The organism is Actinomadura madurae (assembly GCF_047130825.1).
In the GTDB taxonomy this organism is placed as follows: Bacteria; Actinomycetota; Actinomycetes; order Streptosporangiales; family Streptosporangiaceae; genus Spirillospora; species Spirillospora madurae.
In genome coordinates, this window is sequence record NZ_CP083237.1 from 1,698,775 (window position 1) to 1,716,396 (window position 17,622).

Here is a 17,622-nt window from a genome sequence, read left to right on the forward strand (position 1 = left end):
TCGCCGGTTTCCTATATAACTGTTTCTCACGGGGACAAAGGATCTGCAAGATCCATTCTTTCGACGGGGGTCGGCAATGAGCGAGGCGCGCACGGCGAGCATCGTCGAGGTGCGGCAGAATGCGCTGTGGTTCGGCAATGAGCAGGTCTACCAGATCCGGAACATCGTCCGGGTCCAGGAGCAGGAATGGACGACGCAGCTCGACTACGCCGAGCCGGCGACGTTGCGCAGGCGGCTGGCCGTCGTGGGGGTCTTCGGCCTGGTCGCCATGCTGGTGGCAGCGGCGGCGGGCGGCGGCATGTGGGCGGGGCTCGTGTTCCTGGCCACGGCCTTCCTGGCCGGCCGGATCCTCTACCAGCTATGGCGCATCTACACCAACGAACCGCGCCACGCGGTGGTCGTGCAGACGACCGGGACGCCCATCGGGATCTTCACCACCAATGACGAAGGAACGGCGCACAAACTGTTCCATCTCATCGTCGCCGCGATCGAGGATCCGACGCACGCCCGGCGGGAGACGATCAACATCACCATCGAGGGCGACCAGATCAACCAGGTCGCCAATGACTCCAGTTCGCTTATCGGGAAACTGGTCGGGGCGAAGGCGTGAACAGCGACGAAAGGCCCGTCAACTACACGCGGCAGGGCGACATCATCAACATGCGGGCGCAGCACGGCGGAGTGGCCGTCGGCAAGGTGGTGGGCAGTCCCGACGATCTCCGCGAGGCCGTCGGTGCGCTGAAGGACCTCCTGGAGCACCTCAAGGAGAACGGGGCGGTCGACGAGGACGGCGAGATCGTCGACGAGGACGCCGTCCGCGCCGAGACGGCACGCCGGGGCGGGCGGTTCCGGGCCCTTCTCGGCCCCGTCACGCGGGCGACGGGTCAGCGGATGCTGGAGTCGGTGCACGACCAGGCCGCCGCCACCGTCGTCGACACCCTCGTCCATCTCCCGGGGTAGGGCTCGCGACCGGGGGGTCAGAGACCGCTGCGTCCCCCGGGCGCGGTGCGCCGCCCGCTGCCGGTCCGGAGCGGGCGGCGCACGACATTCCTCAGTCGGTGCCGGACTCCATGGCGGCGCGGTCGAGGACCTCGGCGTCGCCGGAGTCCTGGCCGCGGGAGGCGATCGCCTGGGCGCCGCCCGCGTCCATCGCGCCGATGAGGCCGGTGGACGCGGCCTGCGCCGCACCGATCAGGGCCGGGTGCGAGCTGCCGACCATGCCGAGCCCGGCGTACTGCTCCAGCTTGGCGCGGGAGTCGGCGATGTCGAGGTTGCGCATGGTCAGCTGGCCGATCCGGTCGACGGGGCCGAACGCGGAGTCCTCGGTCCGCTCCATGGACAGCTTGTCCGGGTGGTAGCTGAACGCGGGCCCGGACGTGTCGAGGATGGAGTAGTCCTCGCCCCGGCGCAGCCGCAGCGTCACCTCGCCGGTGACGGCCGTCCCGACCCAGCGCTGCAGCGACTCGCGGAGCATGAGGGCCTGCGGGTCGAGCCAGCGGCCCTCGTACATGAGCCGGCCCAGCCGCCGCCCCTCGGCGTGGTAGGTGGCGAGGGTGTCCTCGTTGTGGATCGCGTTGACGAGCCGCTCGTAGGCCGCGTGCAGCAGCGCCATGCCGGGCGCCTCGTAGATGCCGCGGCTCTTGGCCTCGATGACGCGGTTCTCGATCTGGTCGGACATGCCCATGCCGTGCCGGCCGCCGATGGCGTTGGCCTCCAGCACCAGGTCGACCGCGGTCCCGAACTCCTTGCCGTTGATCGTGACCGGGCGGCCCTGCTCGAAGCCGATCGTGACGTCCTCGGCGGCGATCTCCACGGCCGGGTCCCAGAACCGCACGCCCATGATCGGCTCGACGATCTCGATGCCGGCGTCGAGGTGCTCCAGCGCCTTGGCCTCGTGGGTCGCGCCCCAGATGTTCGCGTCGGTGGAGTAGGCCTTCTCCGTGCTGTCGCGGTAGGGCAGGCCGTGGGCGAGCAGCCACTCCGACATCTCCGTCCGGCCGCCGAGCTCGGTGACGAAGTCGGCGTCCAGCCACGGCTTGTAGACCTGCAGGGCCGGGTTGGCGAGGAGCCCGTAGCGGTAGAACCGCTCGATGTCGTTGCCCTTGAAGGTGGACCCGTCGCCCCAGATCTGGACGTCGTCCTCCAGCATCGCGCGGACCAGCAGCGTGCCGGTGACCGCACGCCCGAGGGGCGTGGTGTTGAAGTAGCTGCGCCCGGCGGACCGGATGTGGAACGCGCCGCACGCCAGCGCCGCGAGCCCCTCCTCGACGAGGGCGGCCCGGCAGTCGACCAGGCGCGCGACCTCCGCCCCGTAGGTGGCGGCGCGTCCGGGCACCGAGGCGATGTCGGGCTCGTCGTACTGCCCGATGTCGGCGGTGTAGGCGCACGGCACGGCGCCCTTGTCGCGCATCCACGCGACCGCCACCGACGTGTCGAGGCCGCCGGAGAAGGCGATCCCGACGCGCTCGCCGACGGGCAGGGAGGTCAGCACTTTCGACATGAGTAGAAGTATGCACCCTCCTGCATGAACATGCAAAGCCTCCCGGCCGTGACGACGGCCACGCTGGTCACCGCCGGGCGGCCGGTACGGTTCGGGGCATGACGGTCGTCCGGTCCCTGGTCCTGTTCGTGCTCGCGGCACTCGCCGAGATCGGCGGGGCCTGGATGATCTGGCAGGGCGTCCGCGAGCACCGGGGCGGCTGGTGGATCGGCGCGGGCCTCGTCGCCCTCGGCCTGTACGGGTTCGCCGCCTCGCTCCAGCCGGACGCCCACTTCGGACGGGTGCTGGCCGCGTACGGCGGCGTGTTCGTGGCCGGCTCCCTCGGCTGGGCCGTCGTCATGGACGGGTTCCGCCCCGACCGCTGGGACGTCGCCGGGGCCGCCATCTGCCTTCTCGGCGTCCTGACCATCATGTACGCGCCCCGCTCGTGACTCCCGGTCCCGGCGCCGCGCGGTCGGCGTCCTCGAACAGGGACGCCGCGCGGTCGGCGGTGGCGAGGGCCCGGCGGCCGGTGCTGAGGAGCGCCAGCAGCACGATGCCCGCGCCGAGGGCGAGCACCAGCCACCACACGGCGTGTTCCGCGTCGGTGAAGGACGCCCCGCCGTGGGCCGGGGACGAGCCGACGAGCGTCCCCGCGAGGGCGACGCCCAGGGTGGTGCCGGTCTGCCGTCCGGCGGAGGCCAGCGAGGCCGCGACCCCGGCCATGGAGCGCGGCATGCCGGACACGGCCGTGTTGGTGATCGGCGGATTGACGGTGGCCAGGAAGACGCCGAACAGCAGGTAGATCGCGAGGACGGCCGGGAGCGGCGTGTCCGGGCCGAGCCAGAGGGACGCGCCGCCGCCCAGTGCCAGGGCCGTTCCGGCGATCATCAATGGCAGGCGGGGGCCGCGGGCGCCGATCATCCGGCCGGTGGCCGGGGACAGCACCACGACCAGTGCCCCCACGGGGAGCAGGCACAGCCCGGCCGCGAGCGCGGGCATGCCGCGCACGTCCTGGAGGTACTGGGTGGTGACGAACAGGAACGCGCTGAAACCGCAGAGGCCGCCGAGCGCCATCAGGATCGCCGAGCTGAACGGCACGCTGCGGAACAGGCGCAGTTCCAGCAGCGGGTCGGCGCGGCGGGGCTCGTACGCGAGGAGGCCCAGGATCCCGGACGCGGCGACGGCGAGCAGGCCGAGGATGATCGGGGACGTCCAGCCCAGCGTCCGGGACTCGATGATCGCGTAGACGCCGCTTCCCAGGACCAGGACCACCAGGGCCTGCCCCACCGGATCGAACCGGCGCGCTCTCGGGGCGCGGGACTCCGGCACGAACAGCGCGGTGCACACGAGCGCGGCGGCCGCGACCGGCACGTTGACCCAGAAGATGGAGCGCCAGCCGAGGCCGTCGACGAGCCCGCCGCCGAGGATCGGGCCCAGCGCCAGCGACAGGCCGGTCACCGACCCGAGGACGCCGATGGCCCGCGCCCGCTCCCCCGGTTCCGGGAAGGTGTTCGCGACGATCGCCATCGCGACCGGGTTGAGCATCGTCCCGCCGGCGACCTGGAGGGCACGCGCGCCGATCAGCCAGCCGATCCCCGGCGCCAGCCCGCACAGCAGCGAGCCGAGGCCGAACGCGGCGAGGCCGATCTGGAAGACGCGCCGGCGCCCGGCCCGGTCGGCGGTGGATCCGGCCAGGACGAGGAAACCCGACAGCACCAGGGTGTACGCGTCGACCGTCCATTGCAGGCCGGACACGGAGGTGCGCAGGTCATGGCGGATCGCCGGCAGCGCGACGTTGACGATGGAGATGTCCATGACGACGACGAACACGCTGGCGCAGCAGATGGCGAGCACCAGGCGGCGCCGCGCCGCGGGCACCGGGAGCGTTGGGTCACTCATGGCACCGGACGCTAGAATTTAGAGTGTGCTCGAAGTCAACAAGCCGGTGGCCGAGGCGGGCGTGACGATCGCGGAGGCGGCCCGGCGCACCGGGGTCAGCGTGCACACGCTGCGCTATTACGAGCGCGCGGGGCTGGTCGTCACCCCGATCGACCGCACGGCCACCGGACGGCGCCGCTACCACCGGCTCGACCTCGACTGGATCAAGATCTGCACGAGGCTGCGCGCCACCGGGATGCCCGTCAAGAGCATCCGCCGCTACGCCGAGCTCGTCTCCGCGGGACGCGGCAACGAGGAGGAGCGGCTCGCCCTGCTGGAGTCCCACCGCGCCGACGTGACCGCGAAGCTCGCCGAGGTCGAGGAGAACCTCAAGCTCATCGACCACAAGATCGACGTTTACCGGGGCCGCCTCGAAGCCGGGGACGCCGACCGCCTCTGGGCCCCCACCCGCGAGACCGGCACCGGCGCGTAACTCCGCCCCCGCTCACCAGCGACTTCACCGCCGGCACGGGAGACGACGGTTCCACCGGGGTCGAGGGTGCCGCCACTGGCGGCACGGGGCGCTTGAGGCATGATCCACCCCCGGTGCACACCGGCGGGCTCACCGCGTATACGGTCAGCGGTTGAGGCGGCTCGTACACGTCCCCCGCCGGGACGTTCGGAAAGAGAGAAGGCTGAACCGTCCGCGCCTCGATCATGCCCCCCGAGGGGCGACGCACCGGTTGTGACAGCGACGTCCGTCGACCGCGCCGCAAGCGGCCATGGCTGGTGGGCGAGTTGGTGATCGTCTACGTGCTGGTCGAGGTCTACGGCCACGTCCGGAAGCAGGCCCACACCCGGTATGACGCAGCGCTCGCCCACGGTCGCGGCATCCTGCACATGGAAGGCCACCTCGGCCTGGACTTCGAACTTCGCGCCAACCTGTGGCTGACGCGGCATCATGATCTGTCGCAGGTGACCGTCTGGATCTACCAGCACATGCACACCGGTCTCACCATGTGGGTCCTGCTGCTCTGCTACCTCACCGGACCGGGTGTCTACAGGCCCGCGCGCAACGCCCTCGTCCTGATCAACCTGGTCGGGCTGGCGGTGTTCTTCGCCTTGCCGGTGATGCCGCCGCGCCTGCTTCCGGACGAGGGGTTCGTCGACTCGGTGGCCCATGCCGGGTTCGGCACCACCCACAGCCCTCCGCTGCCCGCCGACCAGTACGCGGCCATGCCGTCCCTGCACCTGGCATGGGCCGTGTGGGTCGCGATGGTGGGCCTGACGCTGCTGCGGCCTTTCCGCGTGCGATGGGTCGCCGTCCTGCATCCGATCACCACGGCCGTCGTCGTGGTCCTGACCGCCAACCACTATGTCCTCGACGTCGTGGCCGGGGCGGCGGTGGCCATGGCGGCGCTGTCGGCGACCGGACTGATCTGGGCGGGCAACGGGACGCTGTACGCCGGTGGCCAGCTGATCCGCCGCAAGCGGCCCGTCCCGGGACCGGACGCCGGCTCCGCCGGGGACGGGGCTTCGCGCGTACCGGACGTCGAGGACCTCACCGAGGCCGAAGCGGCGGGAAGCGGCGGCCAGAGCTCCCCTTGAACGGCTGCCCGTCACGTGGGCCCGCCGCGCAGATCGGCGGCGCCTCACGTCCGCCCGCGGGTGTGCCGATCGCCGAGGATGAACGGCCGGTCGTCCCGCCGCGCGATAAAACCGTCCCGACTCCCTCTGCAATGTCCGGAAAACCACCGGGTTTCGCCCTAGAATCGGGCGATCATTCGCGCAGGGGAGGTTCGTCCGTGAGCGGTGAACACCATCCGGAATGGGTGATCGACCCCGACACGCCCAGCGTGGCCCGGATGTACGACTACTACCTCGGCGGGAAGGACAACTTCGCCGCCGACCGCAGGGCCGCCGACCAGGTGGTGGCGGCCATGCCGAACGTCCTGGAGTTCACCCGCGCCAACCGCGGGCTGCTGTCCCGAGCCGTCACGATGATGGCCGCGGACGGCGTCCGGCAGTTCATCGACATCGGCTCGGGGCTGCCGACGCAGGAGAACGTGCACGAGGTGGCCCAGCGCGCCGCACCCGGCTCCCGGGTCGTCTACGTCGACAACGACCCGATCGTCCTCACGCACGCCCGCGCGCTGCTGACCGACAATCCGCACACCACGGTCATCCAAGGCGACCTGCGCGAACCCGACGGCATCCTCGACCACCCCGTGATCAAGGAACGGATCGACTTCGGCCGGCCGGTGGGCCTGCTGATGCTGGCCATCCTGCATTTCGTCCTGGACGACGACCGTCCGGCCGACATCGTGGCGAGGCTCCGCGCGCCGCTGGCCCCCGGCAGCTACCTGGCCATCTCGCACGGCCACCGGGGCGCGATCACCCGGGACGTCGAGGACCAGGTCCGGTCCGCCTACGGCAGGACGGGAGCGGGCGACATCGTCCCGCGCGGCATCGACGAGGTCGCGACGTTCTTCGAGGGCACCGAGCTGGTCGGGCCCGGCCTGGTCCAGGTGGCCGACTGGCGGCCGGACGCCGAGCCGCTCACGTCCGACCTCTCCAAGCCCGGCTTCCTCGCCGGCGTCGGCCGCGTGGTCTGACCCGCCGCACCACCGGAAAAGGCACCTCCCACCCGCCGAACAGGGACGCGTTCGGACAGGGCGTCGGCATGCCTTGGTTTTAGTAGCGTCTGATACTGTCTCAATTGAGACCATTACACGGTGGGCGGCCGTGCGAGACCGACCAGGAGAGCTGTTCATGCCCGACCCGACCCCGCGGCGCGCACCCGAGATCCCCGCGCCGCACACGCACCACCACGCCGCGACCGCTCCCCCGGCGGCCGGACCCCGGTCCGGCGAGCCGGTCATGGTCGCGGCCGACGTGGTCAAGACCTACGGCGCCGGCGACGGCGCGGTGACCGCGCTGCGCGGGGTGTCGGCCGCGTTCCCCCGGGGGCAGTTCACCGCGATCATGGGGCCGTCCGGCTCCGGGAAGTCGACGTTCCTGCACTGCCTCGCCGGCCTGGACACGGTGACCTCCGGCACCGTCGCCCTCGGCGAGGTCGACCTCACCCGCCTGTCGCGGACCAGGCTCACCGAGCTGCGCCGCGACCGGCTCGGGTTCGTGTTCCAGTCGTTCAACCTGCTGCCGATGCTGACGGCGGAGGAGAACATCCGGCTGACCGGCCGGCTCGGGAACCGCCGCGCCGACCGGGCCTGGTTCGACACCATCGTGGACGCCCTCGGCCTGCGCGAGCGGCTGTCGCACCGCCCCAGCGAGCTGTCGGGCGGCCAGCAGCAGCGGGTCGCGGTGGCACGCGCGCTGCTGACCCGGCCCGAGGTGCTGTTCGCCGACGAGCCGACCGGCAACCTCGACTCCCGCTCCGGCGCCGAGGTACTGGGATTCCTGCGCCGCGCCGTCGACGCCTACCGGCAGACCGTGATCATGGTGACGCACGACCCCGGCGCCGCCGCGCACGCCGACCGGGTGCTGTTCCTCGCCGACGGGACGATCGTCGACGAGCTGGCGGCGCCCACCATCGACGCCGTCCATGCCCGCATGCGCCGGATGGAGGGCTGACACCGTGGGGAACCCCTTGTGGCTCATCGCGCGCCGCTCCTTCGCCGAGGGCTGGCCCCGGCTCACCGCCACCCTTCTCGCGGCGCTGGGCTCCATCGCGCTCATCGCGGGCTCGCTCCAGTTCGCGCTGCGCGCGCAGGACGCGGTGGCGGGCAGCGACGCGAGCGAGTACTTCCGCGCGGACGTGCTCGTCCAGGGCGGGACGGTGGAGCCCGGCGACCCGGCCGCGGTGCCCGACGGCCGGATCCGCCTGGACCGGGTCGCGTCCCGGCCCGGGGTCGCGGCGGCCGCGGGGGACGCCGCGGTGGAGGTCACGGCCGCGCGCGCCGACGGGCGGGCGGTCACGGCGTCGGCCGAGGGCCGGACGCTGCTGCGCCCCTGGGTGTCCGACCCGCGGCTGAACCCCTACCGGCTGGAGGCCGGGCGCGCGCCCGCGGCGGACGGTGAGGTGGCGGTCGTCCAGTACATGTCGCGTGCCGGGAACGTGCGCGTCGGCGACACACTGACGCTGACACTGCCCCGCCAGACGCGCCGGGTGCGGGTCTCCGGGGTGGTCAGCGTGCAGGGCCGCGACGCCGTGGCCTTGGGGAACCTGGTGCTCGCGCCGCCCGAGACCGTCCGCCGTGCCGCCATGCTGCCCGCGGGCACCTGGCAGAGCGTCTGGGTGAAGGCCGCCCCGGGCGTGCCCGCCGACCGGCTGCGCGGCGAGCTGGCCCGGGACCTGGGCGGCGCGGCCACCGTCCGGACCGCGGCGTCGGTGCGGGACGCGCAGACGTCCGCGGCGGCGGGCGAGGGCGCCTCGGTCGCCGGCGTCATCGGCATGCTCTCCTCAGTGGCGATCTTCGTCGGCCTGTTCGTGGTGGCCAACACGTTCGGCACGCTGGTGCGGCAGCGGACCCGGCGGCTCGCGCTCCTCGGGGCGATCGGCGCCACTCCGCGGCAGATCAAGCGGCTGATCCGCCTGGAGGCGCTGGTGCTGGGCGCGATCGCCGCGGTGGGCGGGACGGCCGCGGGCGGGCCGCTGTCCGGGCTGATCATCCGGCTGTTCGCACGGGACGGCTTCGACGTCTCCGCCGCCGCCCCCCGGGTCGACTGGGTCTCGCTGGGCCTCCCGGCCGCGGCCGGAGTCCTGGTCACGCAGCTGGCCGCCTGGCGGGCGGCGCGCCGCGCCGCGGGCATCTCGCCCGTCCAGGCGCTGCGCAGCACCGTCGCCGAATCCCGGGAGCGCCGCTGGCCGCGAGTCCTGGGCGCCCTCGTGATCTTCGCCGGAGCGGGCTTCTGGTGCGCGGTCGGGGTAGCGGTCCGAGCGAGCGACCCCCCGGGCCAGGACCGCACCTTCGGGGTCTCACTCATGATCGTTTTCGGTGCGATGCTGGCCGTGACGGGGCTGGCCGTCCTCACCCCGTTCTTCGTCGGGCCGCTCGGCGGGTTCGTGGGCCGCGTCGGGACGCTGGTCGGCGGGGAGACCGGCCGGCTGGCGCACGCGACCATCACCCGCAGCCCGCGCCGGGTGTCCTCGGCCGCCTCGTCGCTGATGCTGGGCGTCGCGCTGGTCGCCTCGGTGGCGCTGGTGACGCTGTCGGTGAACGACCGGTTCCGGGAGACGGGACGGCAGGTCATGGCCGCCGACCACGCGATCACCGCGACCGCCCGGACCGCCGAGGGCGCGCCCGCGCCGGTGGCCCGGGACGTGGCGGACCTGGTGGCGGGCACGCCTGGGGTGTCGCGGGCGACCGCCCTCACCCGGACCGAGGTCACGCTGGTGTCTCCGGACCGTGCCGATCCGGAGGAGGAACCCGAGCCGTTCCGGTTCCTCGTCACCGGCGCCGAGCAGATCGGGCTGCGGGACGTCCTGCGGCTGGGCGGTCGGCCGCCCGCCCTGCGCACTGGGCAGATCGCGCTGTCGTCGACCGTCCTGAAGGAGCGGGGCCTGCGGCGCGGGCAGCAGATCGTCGTGCGGGGCGCCCAGGGCCGGGTGACGCTCACCGTGGCGGACGCGTACCACGACCCGTCCCACCTGTTCGCCGAGCAGGCGCTCGTGGCGCCCGCCACGATGGACCGGCTCGACGTCAACGCCGCGACCCAGGCGGTCCTGGTGCGAGGCGGCTCCCAGCGGGACCTGGCCCGGGCCGTGGCCGGGGCGCCCGGCGTGCGGGTCCTCGACCGCGACGCCTACGTGGACGCGGCGTCGGACTCGCTCACCCGGGCGCTGCGGGCCACGTACACCTTCATCGGCATGGCGCTGCTGCTGTCGCTGTTCGGGATGGCGACCACGGTGTCGATGAGCGTCGCCGAACGCACCCGCGAGTTCGGGCTGCTCGGCGCCGTGGGCGCCACCGCGAGGCAGATCCGCTCGATCGTCCGCTGGGAGGCGGCCACCGTGGTCGTCCTCGGCACGCTCCTCGGCCTCGGGATCGCGATGGGAACCCTGGCACTGCTGCACGTGACGACCGGCAGCTCGTTCCTGCGCCCGGACCCGCCGTGGTGGCTGTTCCCGGCCGTAGCGGCGGGCGCCGCGGTGGCGGCCTTGGCGACCTCGTCACTGCCCGCCCGCCGCGCCGCGGCCGTCCCTGTTCTAGAGGCCGCCAAGGCGGAGTGAACCCCCGACACACGAAACCCCCGGCCCGTGGACGTCGATCGGGCCGGGGGCCTGCCTCGCCGGGATCAGCCCAGGTCGAGGCTGCCGCTCTTCACCCGGACCGCGAACGCCTGCCACGCGGACGGCCCGAACACCAGCTTCGGCCCATCCGGGTCCTTAGAGTCCCGCACCGCCACCGCCGCCCTCCAGTCCGCCACCTCCACGCACTGCCCGCCGGTGTTGTCGCTCTGGCTGCTCTTCCGCCAGTTCGACTCGGGCGCAGGCACCATCGGCGCGACCTCCACACATTGGGCTCCGGTGTCATCGCTATGACTGCTCTTACGCCAGCGTGCTGGCACCCAGGCAATCTCGACACACTGCCCACCAGTGCTGCCACCGTGTCGGCTCTTGCGCCACTCCATCGCGGACACGCCTTGCGTGTTCACAGGCCCTCCAAGATCGTATGGAGCACGTTCAGGGAGTCATCTGCGGACATCGCCGCACCCCTGATCAAATCGAAACGTACCCCATACTTCCGGACAGCATCGAGGTGATCGACGAGTTGTACTCCCACGTGGCTCCCAACGCTCACGATGTCCGCATCCTCCCGGAAACTCATGATCGTGAATGGTCCTGGCAGCCCGGCGTACGCCCCCTTGGAGGCGGGAACGATCTGTAGGGTGACGTGATGCTCGTCCGTCAGGGCGATTAAATGCTCAATCTGTCCTCTCATGACCTGACGGCTTCCGATGGGTCGACGGACAGCACCCTCGTCGAAGATCGCTACGATGTTCGGTGGGACCTTCTGAGCCAGAATCAACTGACGCTCGATCCGAGTTGCAACGAGCCGCTCCGCCGTTTCGGACGCCTTGTCTGATTTGATCACTTCGTATGCGTACTCCGGGGTCTGAAACAGTCCCGTGACGACCATGTTCTCGAAGACATGCATCCCTACGGCCTCTTGCTCCCGCGCGATGAAGTCGGGGAAGCCTGGGGGCAGGACGGCGAGGCGTCCGAAGTCTCGGATCCACTCCCAGAGGCGGTAGAAGGTCCCGTTCGTCTCGAAGTAGGTGTCGCACGCCCTCGCGAAGTCGTCGGACGGTGCCGAATTGCCCGATTCGACCTGTCCGATCCACTGCGGCGTAAATCCTAGCCTTTCAGCGAACTGGGGCCGGGACAACTGGGACGCTTCGCGATAAGCCCGAAGTTCCGTGCCGAAGTACTCGGTAGGCGAGGACGGGACGCCTGGGTCAGCGGGGCGACGGGGCATGGGGGCCTCCATTCGAAAGCGGTGCGGATTTCGAACCGCACGCGGGGGTGTTTCTCTCTCCGGGCTTCTTGCTCTTCCAGAAGATAACGCGATCACAGGAAGATGTGGAGCGGTAACGGAGAGAAATCGCACTGAAAGTTCGAACCGATCATGAATACGCCCTGCAACGCCGCTGACCAGGCGCTGGATCGGCTCCGGGAGGACTTCCGGGGTCACCGGATCTGGCGCGCGACACGCCACGACGGAAGGCTGGGAGACTGGGTCGCCACTCTGCACGACCCAAAGGCCGGTGTGGATCCGACCGTTGTACGCAACACCGCAGAGGAACTCCGTAAGGCGCTAACCATCGAACAGGGTCGCGCGACCAATCGCACTACGCGCGAACCAAGTAAGTGGGTGCGCTGGTAATGGGATGGGTAGAACCGAAGAAACTGAACGCCGGCGCCCCAATTTCCTGTACTACGGTCTACCTTGACCAACTTGCGCATGAAATCATCCGGCAAGGCTGGAAGGCCGTCCCGCGCTACGACGGTCCGCACCCGCTGCTGCGCGTCTTCGATCCGGCCGTGCCGGATTTCGGGGAGAGCATCACGCTCGTCCCCGGAACAACTCCCGACGTGTGGTGGTACCGATCGAGCACGGGCGAGAACCTGGCCCCGCACACCAAGCCGGCCCGCGCAGCCGAGCGGATCACCCGGATCCTCCTCCCCTTCGTGACGGCCGCACTAGCCGCCCGGACCCACCAGCGGCAAACGAGCGAGACCGGACTCCCCACTCCCCCGTCCGACCCGGACCCGATCCGCGCCCGGACGATCGCCGAGCTCCACGCACGCTTCGGCGTCATCTCCTGGTGGGGCACCCACACCAAGGAATGGTGGGCACTCCTCCCCTCCGGGACGCAATGGAGACTCCTCAACGCCCCCACCCCGGCAGCCCTCACCGAGGCCATCCTCCACGCCCGCGCGACCCGCTGACGCCCCAAGCCGCCGCGCGGCGGAAGGCCACTCCCGTCCCTCCCGCCGCGCGGCTTCACCCGTTGAGTGCGGAGACGGATACCCATATCGGACGGGCGGTCGCCGGATGTGGACAAATCCAGCTGACTGAACGGCGACCTACTCGACCAGGTTTACGCTGAGGCTCCTTTCCGGCACAGGGCGCCGCCGCATAAGGGGGAACTTCATGGCGTGGTACGAGCGGGTTCGGTGGCCGGATGGCGGCGTGCTCATGGTGATGCCATACGATCCCGAGCTTCACGCCTCGGGCAGCGCGGGGCGCCAGGGAAAGTGCAACTGGGCGGATCACAACATCGAGGCCCGCTGGTCGGTGGTGTGGCGGGGCGATCGCTGGGCGGTCTGCGACGATGACCTCGTCGCTTTCGCACGATACGAGCTCGGCGCGGAGGAGCCGCCCTAGGCGAAGTGTCCGATGGCCGACCTCGAATCACAATTCCGCGACCACGTGGTCAGCAGGTTGATGAAGCTGAAGGCGCGCAATAGGGCGTGTATCGAAGCGCCGGTCACAGTCACCCGTTGCTTTGAGGCAGGGGTAAACCGCTACTTCGGCGGGGGATGTGGTGGGTATGGTGTGGCTGGTGGCCGGTGATCGCGTGCAGCGGCGGCTCACGGAGACAGACGCGCGGACACGAAGGGGCAAATGGTGCCAGGCGCTGTACTGCGAGGGGTGACTTTGGACTGTGCCGACCCGCAGGTGCTGGCGGGCTTCTACGGTGCGTTGACCGGGATGCGCGAGCTCTTCAGTAGCGACGAGTTCGTCGCTCTGACCGACGGCTCCGGCTGTGATCTGGGATTCCAGAGGGTCGACGAATACCGGGCTCCGCAGTGGCCGGGTCAGGACGTGCCGCAACAGCTCCACCTGGATTTCCGCGCTGACGACCTCGATGCGATGGAAGAGGTGGCACTGGAACTCGGTGCGGCCAAACCTGCCCATCAGCCCGGCGACGGACGCTGGCGGGTACTCCTGGATCCGGCCGGCCACCCCTTCTGCCTGACGTCTTCCTGACATCCCCGGCGTTGACGGGTGCCCCCGGTCAGGCCCCGTGGCGCTCAGGCGTGAGCGCACGGTTCAGCCGCCCGGCCGTGATCACGATGGACATGGGCTTCTGGCCCTGTTCGACAGCAGGTGCAGCTTTGGTAGTCGGACCGCCGCGCGAGCGCCATATGCCGCCGATCAGCTGCCGCCCGGTCCACGTCGGCGACCGGCCGGGCTCCTTGGGCTGACGAGGACGATCCAGAAAACGCCGGCGGCCTGCCCGGCGGCGATCTTGCGATCCTGAGCCGCCAAGCGGACGGCCACAAACGTGGCAAAGGCCGCGGCAAAGGCGAGCCGAACGTCCAGGACGACACCGCTGGTAGTGCTGGGAGACGGCGCCAGCACGGAGAGAATGTCGATCGAGGGCATGGTGCCTCCATCTCGTTCATGGACGAGGACCTCCCGTCCGCCCGTTCCGCGGCTCCGGCCGTGCTTTGACAGCAACGCGGTTCATAAAATCCGGCCGATGGGGACGTCGTCTTCATCGGACGAGGTCTGGCGGAGGACTACGCCGCAGACGTCTGCCCCCGGCGTCGACGGGCATTTCACCTCGTACCTGGCCGACGCCGACCTGATGCGCGAGGACGACTTCGACGCCTTCTTCATCGGCCGCCGACGGGCCCTGCTCGGCAAGATCGCGACAGCGATGGGCAAGGTGATCGACGAGACCGCCGCGTCCCCGGACACGCTGGAAGGCGACGACGACACCGACGACCTGTGGCCTCAGTGCGGTAGGTCGAAGGCGAGGGTGAGGTTGTCGATTTCCATGACCAGGATTCCGTCACCGATCGTGACGTCGTTCTCGAATGCCACGCTGTCGGTCTGATACCTCGGTGGCGGCCAGATGACGTTCGTCAGGGTCCGGCTCACCGTGCCTTGCTTCGTGTCGAGGACCTTCAGTCCTCCGCTGGGGTCGGGCCCGTACAGGCTGGTGCGATGGCGTGGTGCGTATTCGGTGTCCAGGCCGCCTGGGACGTCGACCGACCAGAGTGGCGAGCCGTCGCTGAGGTTCAGGGCCTGGACGTGCGAGTCGGAGAGGAAGGTGTCGCCGACCAGCAGCCGGTCGTCCAGGAGCCGCCATCCCGGCATGCCCAACCCGGTGACTGGCCGCCGCCAGCGACGCTGTCCGGTGCCGAGGTCGTACGCGACGATCCAGGAGGAGTCGTTGGAGCCTTCCTCGACCAGTACCCGGCCGGCCCCGACACCTATGACCCTCTTGATCGGGCCGGTAGCGCGCCACAAGAGCGTCGCGTCGGGCAGCCGGCGCACATGCAGCCCGGCGGGAGCGGTGTTGGTGTCGTAGGCCAGCACGCCGGCTCCGGTCGCGGTGGTGTCGAGCTGCGCCGGGATGTGCCAGCGCGGCTTGCCCGTCCGCGCGTGGAGGCTGGTGATCGACGTGCCGATGTCGAGCACATCGCCGTGCTCGGTCACGACGGTCTCGTTGTCGAGTCCCTCGGGAAAGCGGCCGGACCGTTGGGCGCACCACAGGTTGCGGCCTGTGGTGATGTCGAACGCCGCCACATGGTCACTGCTGCTGAGATTGAGGATGCCGGGCGCGCCGGCGGCGCCCGGCGGTGTCGTCCCCCTCCGCTCCCACACGGTCGCGCCGTCGGAGGCTCGCATCACCCTGACGACCGGCCACTCACGGCCGTCGCCGCGCTCGGGGGGAAGGTTCACCGCGACCAAGCCGCCCTTGACCGGTCCTAATCGGACCTCATCGCCGGCCGGGTGGGCGGTCGCCCAGCGGAGTCGTCCCAGGTGCCGATCGCCTGGGAAGTTCCGGGCCTGGACGAGGGCGCGTTCCGCGACCGAGGTCGGGCGGGCCGTGCCCTCGTCCGCCGGGACGAAGTCTTCCAGGCATCGATTCGGCTGGGCGGCCGTATCGGCCATGGGCACCACCGCGGCCAGTATGAGCGCCAGCGCGGCCCAGATCCGCGCGGGCCGCGCCATGCTGATCATGCGGCCGAGGCTAGGGACGCTCGCTTCTTCCCGCAAGCCGCCAGAGTCAGCTCATGAGCCGAGGTACGACCTGTCACGCATTGGGCGGCAGGTCGGTTCCGGCGCCGCGGTGGCGCATCGCCACCAGGTCGGCGCGGGCGTGTTCGCCGCTTCGGTGTTCGGGCAGCGTGGTCGTGTCCGTTTGCTCCACCTCGAAGCCGGCGTCCGCGATCATGTCCAGGTCGGCCTTGCCCGCCTGGCCTTCGCTGGTCAGGTAATCGCCCAGGAAGATCGAGTTGACCACGTGCAGCGCGAGCGGCTGGAGCGTCCGCAGGTGGATCTCCCGTCCTCCGGCGAGACGGACCTCCACATCCGGGCAGACGAACCGCACCATCGCCAGGATCCGCAGGCACCGCTGCGGGGTCAGGGCCCAATCCTCGGCCATCGGAGTTCCCTTGAACGGGATCAGGAAGTTCACCGGGACCGAGTCCACGTCCAGCTCACGCAGCGCGAACACCACGTCCACCAGGTCCGAGTCACTTTCGCCCATTCCCGCGATCAGACCGGAGCAGGCCGAGAGACCTTCCGCCTTGCTCTTCTGTACGGACGCGACGCGGTCGGTGAAGTCGTGCGTCGTGCAGATGTCCGCGTACACGGCCTCGGCGGTGTTGAGGTTGTGGTTGTAAGCGTGGGCGCCTGCCTCCCGCAGCCGCGCCGCCTGCCCGTCGGACAGCAAGCCGAGACAGGCGCAGATCTCCACGTCCTCGTTGCGCTTCTTGATCGCCGCGATGGTGTCGGCGACCCGTTCCACGTCCCGGCCGGTCGGGCCGCGCCCGCTGGCCACCAGGCACACGCGTTTGGCGCCGCCGGCCACGCCCGCCTCGGCGGCCGCGGCCGCCTCATCGGGCTTCAGCCAGGTATAGGTCAGAACGTCTGCCTTCGACCCCAACCGCTGCGAGCAGTACGAGCAATCCTCGGGGCACAGCCCCGACTTCAGATTGACCAGATAGTTCAGCTTGACCCGGCGCCCGAACCAGTGCCGGCGTACCTTCCCAGCCGCGGCCACCACTTCGAGCAGGTCGTCATCGCGGGTCCCCAGCACCGCGAGCGCCTCGTCCCGAGTCGGCGGCTCACGCCGCAGCCCCTTGTCAACCAGAGTGTCCAGCAGATCCATGCCGCCGATCCTCGCCTGACGCGCAGGCCCGGCCAAGGCACGAACCCCACAAGACGAACCGATCAAGATCTGTCCACAACGACGGTCCGTCGGCGCGGCGGGGCAGCCGATCAGAAATCGTGGGTGGGAAGCACGCCTTTTAGAGGCTCCGGGATGGAGAGGTCTTCACCGAGGACGACAGAGGCGCTGTGAGTGTAGTCGTCACCGCGCGGCTCGGAGAAGATCGTCGCCTTCCCCTCCAGCCGGTCGATCAGCAGGTAGAGCGGGATGTCGGCGGCGGCGTAACCACGGCGCTTGGGCCCGCGATCACGCTCGGCGCCCTTGCGGTCACGAGCACGGCCGGACGTCACCTCCAGGACCATCGCCACCCCGTCCGGTTTACTGTGCCATTCGCATCCCGCGAAGGCGCCCTTGGGCGCTGCGATGCCGTCGGGGACGTACTCCCCTTCCGGGCTGATCAACGTCAGGTTCCGGTGCAGCCGCAGCCCATGGACCTCTCGAACCCAATCGTCAACGGCTACGACGATGGTCTCGTGCTGTCCGTCTGGGGGCGGCGACACGATGATCTCTGCATCTATGAGTTCGGCGCGGAAACCCGGCATCACGTCGAGCACGGCAAATGCCTCGCGCAAGCCGTCATTTTCGCGTGGTGGCAAGGG

General features: G+C 70.4%; 20 protein-coding genes. 12 read left to right on the top strand and 8 right to left on the bottom strand.

Features of this window, described 5'->3' with window-relative positions; genetic code table 11:
- The first annotated feature begins 76 nt into the window (after positions 1–76).
- Positions 77–610 (top strand): DUF6232 family protein, encoded by a 534-nt coding sequence (locus tag K8Z49_RS07975; protein WP_021595951.1) that lies wholly within the window; start codon positions 77–79, stop codon positions 608–610.
- Positions 607–960 carry a hypothetical protein gene (locus tag K8Z49_RS07980; RefSeq protein ID WP_021595950.1) on the top strand — a complete coding sequence of 118 codons (354 nt, stop codon included), beginning with the start codon at positions 607–609 and terminating at the stop codon, positions 958–960. Before K8Z49_RS07975 ends, K8Z49_RS07980 begins: the two co-directional genes overlap by 4 nt.
- A 91-nt stretch (positions 961–1,051) precedes the next feature.
- Here the strand turns inward: K8Z49_RS07980 and argG are convergent, their stop codons facing one another.
- On the bottom strand, positions 1,052–2,500 hold the full coding sequence (gene argG / locus K8Z49_RS07985; RefSeq protein WP_021595949.1) for an argininosuccinate synthase: 1,449 nt from the start codon (positions 2,498–2,500) through the stop codon (positions 1,052–1,054).
- A 98-nt stretch (positions 2,501–2,598) separates the two neighbouring features.
- Between argG and K8Z49_RS07990 the strand changes: the two genes are divergently transcribed.
- Entirely contained in the window at positions 2,599–2,931 is a 333-nt protein-coding gene (locus K8Z49_RS07990) for a YnfA family protein (protein WP_021595948.1), read from the top strand.
- Here K8Z49_RS07990 and K8Z49_RS07995 read toward each other — a convergent pair.
- Complete coding sequence (locus K8Z49_RS07995) at positions 2,909–4,381, bottom strand: DHA2 family efflux MFS transporter permease subunit (RefSeq protein ID WP_412517911.1); 1,473 nt, start codon at positions 4,379–4,381, stop codon at positions 2,909–2,911. The genes K8Z49_RS07990 and K8Z49_RS07995 overlap by 23 nt on opposite strands.
- 25 nt (positions 4,382–4,406) lie before the next feature.
- Here K8Z49_RS07995 and K8Z49_RS08000 point away from each other — a divergent pair, with 25 nt between their 5' ends.
- From K8Z49_RS08000 to K8Z49_RS08020, 5 genes are all read left to right on the top strand, one after another.
- Positions 4,407–4,853, top strand: a complete 447-nt coding sequence (locus tag K8Z49_RS08000; RefSeq protein ID WP_412517912.1) for a MerR family transcriptional regulator — start codon at positions 4,407–4,409, stop codon at positions 4,851–4,853.
- 296 nt (positions 4,854–5,149) lie between these two features.
- The gene (locus tag K8Z49_RS08005) at positions 5,150–5,968 is read left to right on the top strand and encodes a phosphatase PAP2 family protein (protein WP_412517913.1); all 819 of its coding nucleotides are present in this window, start codon (positions 5,150–5,152) and stop codon (positions 5,966–5,968) included.
- A gap of 197 nt (positions 5,969–6,165) precedes the next feature.
- Positions 6,166–6,975: an SAM-dependent methyltransferase gene (locus K8Z49_RS08010; RefSeq protein WP_021595944.1), complete on the top strand. Its 810-nt coding sequence runs from the start codon at positions 6,166–6,168 to the stop codon at positions 6,973–6,975.
- 265 nt (positions 6,976–7,240) lie between these two features.
- Entirely contained in the window at positions 7,241–7,954 is a 714-nt protein-coding gene (locus K8Z49_RS08015) for an ABC transporter ATP-binding protein (protein WP_412521013.1), read from the top strand.
- Positions 7,955–7,958: 4 nt separating this feature from the next.
- Entirely contained in the window at positions 7,959–10,553 is a 2,595-nt protein-coding gene (locus K8Z49_RS08020) for an FtsX-like permease family protein (protein WP_412517914.1), read from the top strand.
- Positions 10,554–10,618: 65 nt separating this feature from the next.
- On the opposite strand, the gene K8Z49_RS08025 is transcribed toward K8Z49_RS08020, so the two are convergent.
- Both K8Z49_RS08025 and K8Z49_RS08030 read right to left on the bottom strand, forming a co-directional pair.
- Positions 10,619–10,954 carry a DUF397 domain-containing protein gene (locus K8Z49_RS08025; protein ID WP_412521015.1) on the bottom strand — a complete coding sequence of 112 codons (336 nt, stop codon included), beginning with the start codon at positions 10,952–10,954 and terminating at the stop codon, positions 10,619–10,621.
- Positions 10,955–10,974: 20 nt separating this feature from the next.
- Entirely contained in the window at positions 10,975–11,802 is an 828-nt protein-coding gene (locus K8Z49_RS08030; RefSeq protein WP_412517915.1) for a helix-turn-helix domain-containing protein, read from the bottom strand.
- Positions 11,803–12,368: 566 nt separating this feature from the next.
- On the opposite strand from K8Z49_RS08030, the gene K8Z49_RS08035 reads away from it, so the two are divergent.
- From K8Z49_RS08035 to K8Z49_RS08045, 3 genes are all read left to right on the top strand, one after another.
- Positions 12,369–12,776 carry a hypothetical protein gene (locus K8Z49_RS08035; protein WP_412517916.1) on the top strand — a complete coding sequence of 136 codons (408 nt, stop codon included), beginning with the start codon at positions 12,369–12,371 and terminating at the stop codon, positions 12,774–12,776.
- A 205-nt stretch (positions 12,777–12,981) separates the two neighbouring features.
- Entirely contained in the window at positions 12,982–13,215 is a 234-nt protein-coding gene (locus K8Z49_RS08040; protein WP_075024734.1) for a hypothetical protein, read from the top strand.
- A 267-nt stretch (positions 13,216–13,482) separates the two neighbouring features.
- Positions 13,483–13,821 (top strand): VOC family protein, encoded by a 339-nt coding sequence (locus K8Z49_RS08045; RefSeq protein ID WP_412517917.1) that lies wholly within the window; start codon positions 13,483–13,485, stop codon positions 13,819–13,821.
- A gap of 168 nt (positions 13,822–13,989) precedes the next feature.
- Here K8Z49_RS08045 and K8Z49_RS08050 read toward each other — a convergent pair whose 3' ends face one another.
- Positions 13,990–14,220, bottom strand: a complete 231-nt coding sequence (locus K8Z49_RS08050; protein WP_021597264.1) for a hypothetical protein — start codon at positions 14,218–14,220, stop codon at positions 13,990–13,992.
- A gap of 97 nt (positions 14,221–14,317) precedes the next feature.
- Here K8Z49_RS08050 and K8Z49_RS08055 point away from each other — a divergent pair, with 97 nt between their 5' ends.
- Positions 14,318–14,677, top strand: coding sequence for a hypothetical protein (locus K8Z49_RS08055; RefSeq protein WP_412517918.1), 360 nt, complete (start codon positions 14,318–14,320; stop codon positions 14,675–14,677).
- Here K8Z49_RS08055 and K8Z49_RS08060 read toward each other — a convergent pair.
- The 3 genes from K8Z49_RS08060 to K8Z49_RS08070 all read right to left on the bottom strand — a co-directional run bounded on the left by K8Z49_RS08060 (position 14,575) and on the right by K8Z49_RS08070 (position 17,595).
- Positions 14,575–15,810: a PQQ-binding-like beta-propeller repeat protein gene (locus tag K8Z49_RS08060; protein WP_412517919.1), complete on the bottom strand. Its 1,236-nt coding sequence runs from the start codon at positions 15,808–15,810 to the stop codon at positions 14,575–14,577. The two genes, K8Z49_RS08055 and K8Z49_RS08060, sit on opposite strands and share 103 nt — an antisense overlap.
- Positions 15,811–15,883: 73 nt before the next feature.
- Positions 15,884–16,963 carry a biotin synthase BioB gene (gene bioB, locus K8Z49_RS08065; RefSeq protein ID WP_412517920.1) on the bottom strand — a complete coding sequence of 360 codons (1,080 nt, stop codon included), beginning with the start codon at positions 16,961–16,963 and terminating at the stop codon, positions 15,884–15,886.
- Between the two features lie 110 nt (positions 16,964–17,073).
- Complete coding sequence (locus tag K8Z49_RS08070) at positions 17,074–17,595, bottom strand: Uma2 family endonuclease (protein ID WP_143118842.1); 522 nt, start codon at positions 17,593–17,595, stop codon at positions 17,074–17,076.
- Between the last annotated feature and the right edge of the window lie 27 nt (positions 17,596–17,622).

Excerpts from the sequence above, each read along its gene's own strand:
- bioB (WP_412517920.1), bottom strand. The coding sequence starts at position 16,963 with ATGGATCTGCTGGACACTCTGGTTGACAAGGGGCTGCGGCGTGAGCCG.
- K8Z49_RS08015 (WP_412521013.1), top strand. The coding sequence starts at position 7,241 with ATGGTCGCGGCCGACGTGGTCAAGACCTACGGCGCCGGCGACGGCGCG.
- K8Z49_RS08050 (WP_021597264.1), bottom strand. The coding sequence starts at position 14,220 with ATGCCCTCGATCGACATTCTCTCCGTGCTGGCGCCGTCTCCCAGCACT.
- K8Z49_RS08030 (WP_412517915.1), bottom strand. The coding sequence starts at position 11,802 with ATGCCCCGTCGCCCCGCTGACCCAGGCGTCCCGTCCTCGCCTACCGAG.
- K8Z49_RS08055 (WP_412517918.1), top strand. The coding sequence starts at position 14,318 with ATGGGGACGTCGTCTTCATCGGACGAGGTCTGGCGGAGGACTACGCCG.
- K8Z49_RS07995 (WP_412517911.1), bottom strand. The coding sequence starts at position 4,381 with ATGAGTGACCCAACGCTCCCGGTGCCCGCGGCGCGGCGCCGCCTGGTG.
- K8Z49_RS08060 (WP_412517919.1), bottom strand. The coding sequence starts at position 15,810 with ATGATCAGCATGGCGCGGCCCGCGCGGATCTGGGCCGCGCTGGCGCTC.
- argG (WP_021595949.1), bottom strand. The coding sequence starts at position 2,500 with ATGTCGAAAGTGCTGACCTCCCTGCCCGTCGGCGAGCGCGTCGGGATC.
- K8Z49_RS07990 (WP_021595948.1), top strand. The coding sequence starts at position 2,599 with ATGACGGTCGTCCGGTCCCTGGTCCTGTTCGTGCTCGCGGCACTCGCC.
- K8Z49_RS07975 (WP_021595951.1), top strand. The coding sequence starts at position 77 with ATGAGCGAGGCGCGCACGGCGAGCATCGTCGAGGTGCGGCAGAATGCG.
- K8Z49_RS08025 (WP_412521015.1), bottom strand. The coding sequence starts at position 10,954 with ATGGAGTGGCGCAAGAGCCGACACGGTGGCAGCACTGGTGGGCAGTGT.
- K8Z49_RS08040 (WP_075024734.1), top strand. The coding sequence starts at position 12,982 with ATGGCGTGGTACGAGCGGGTTCGGTGGCCGGATGGCGGCGTGCTCATG.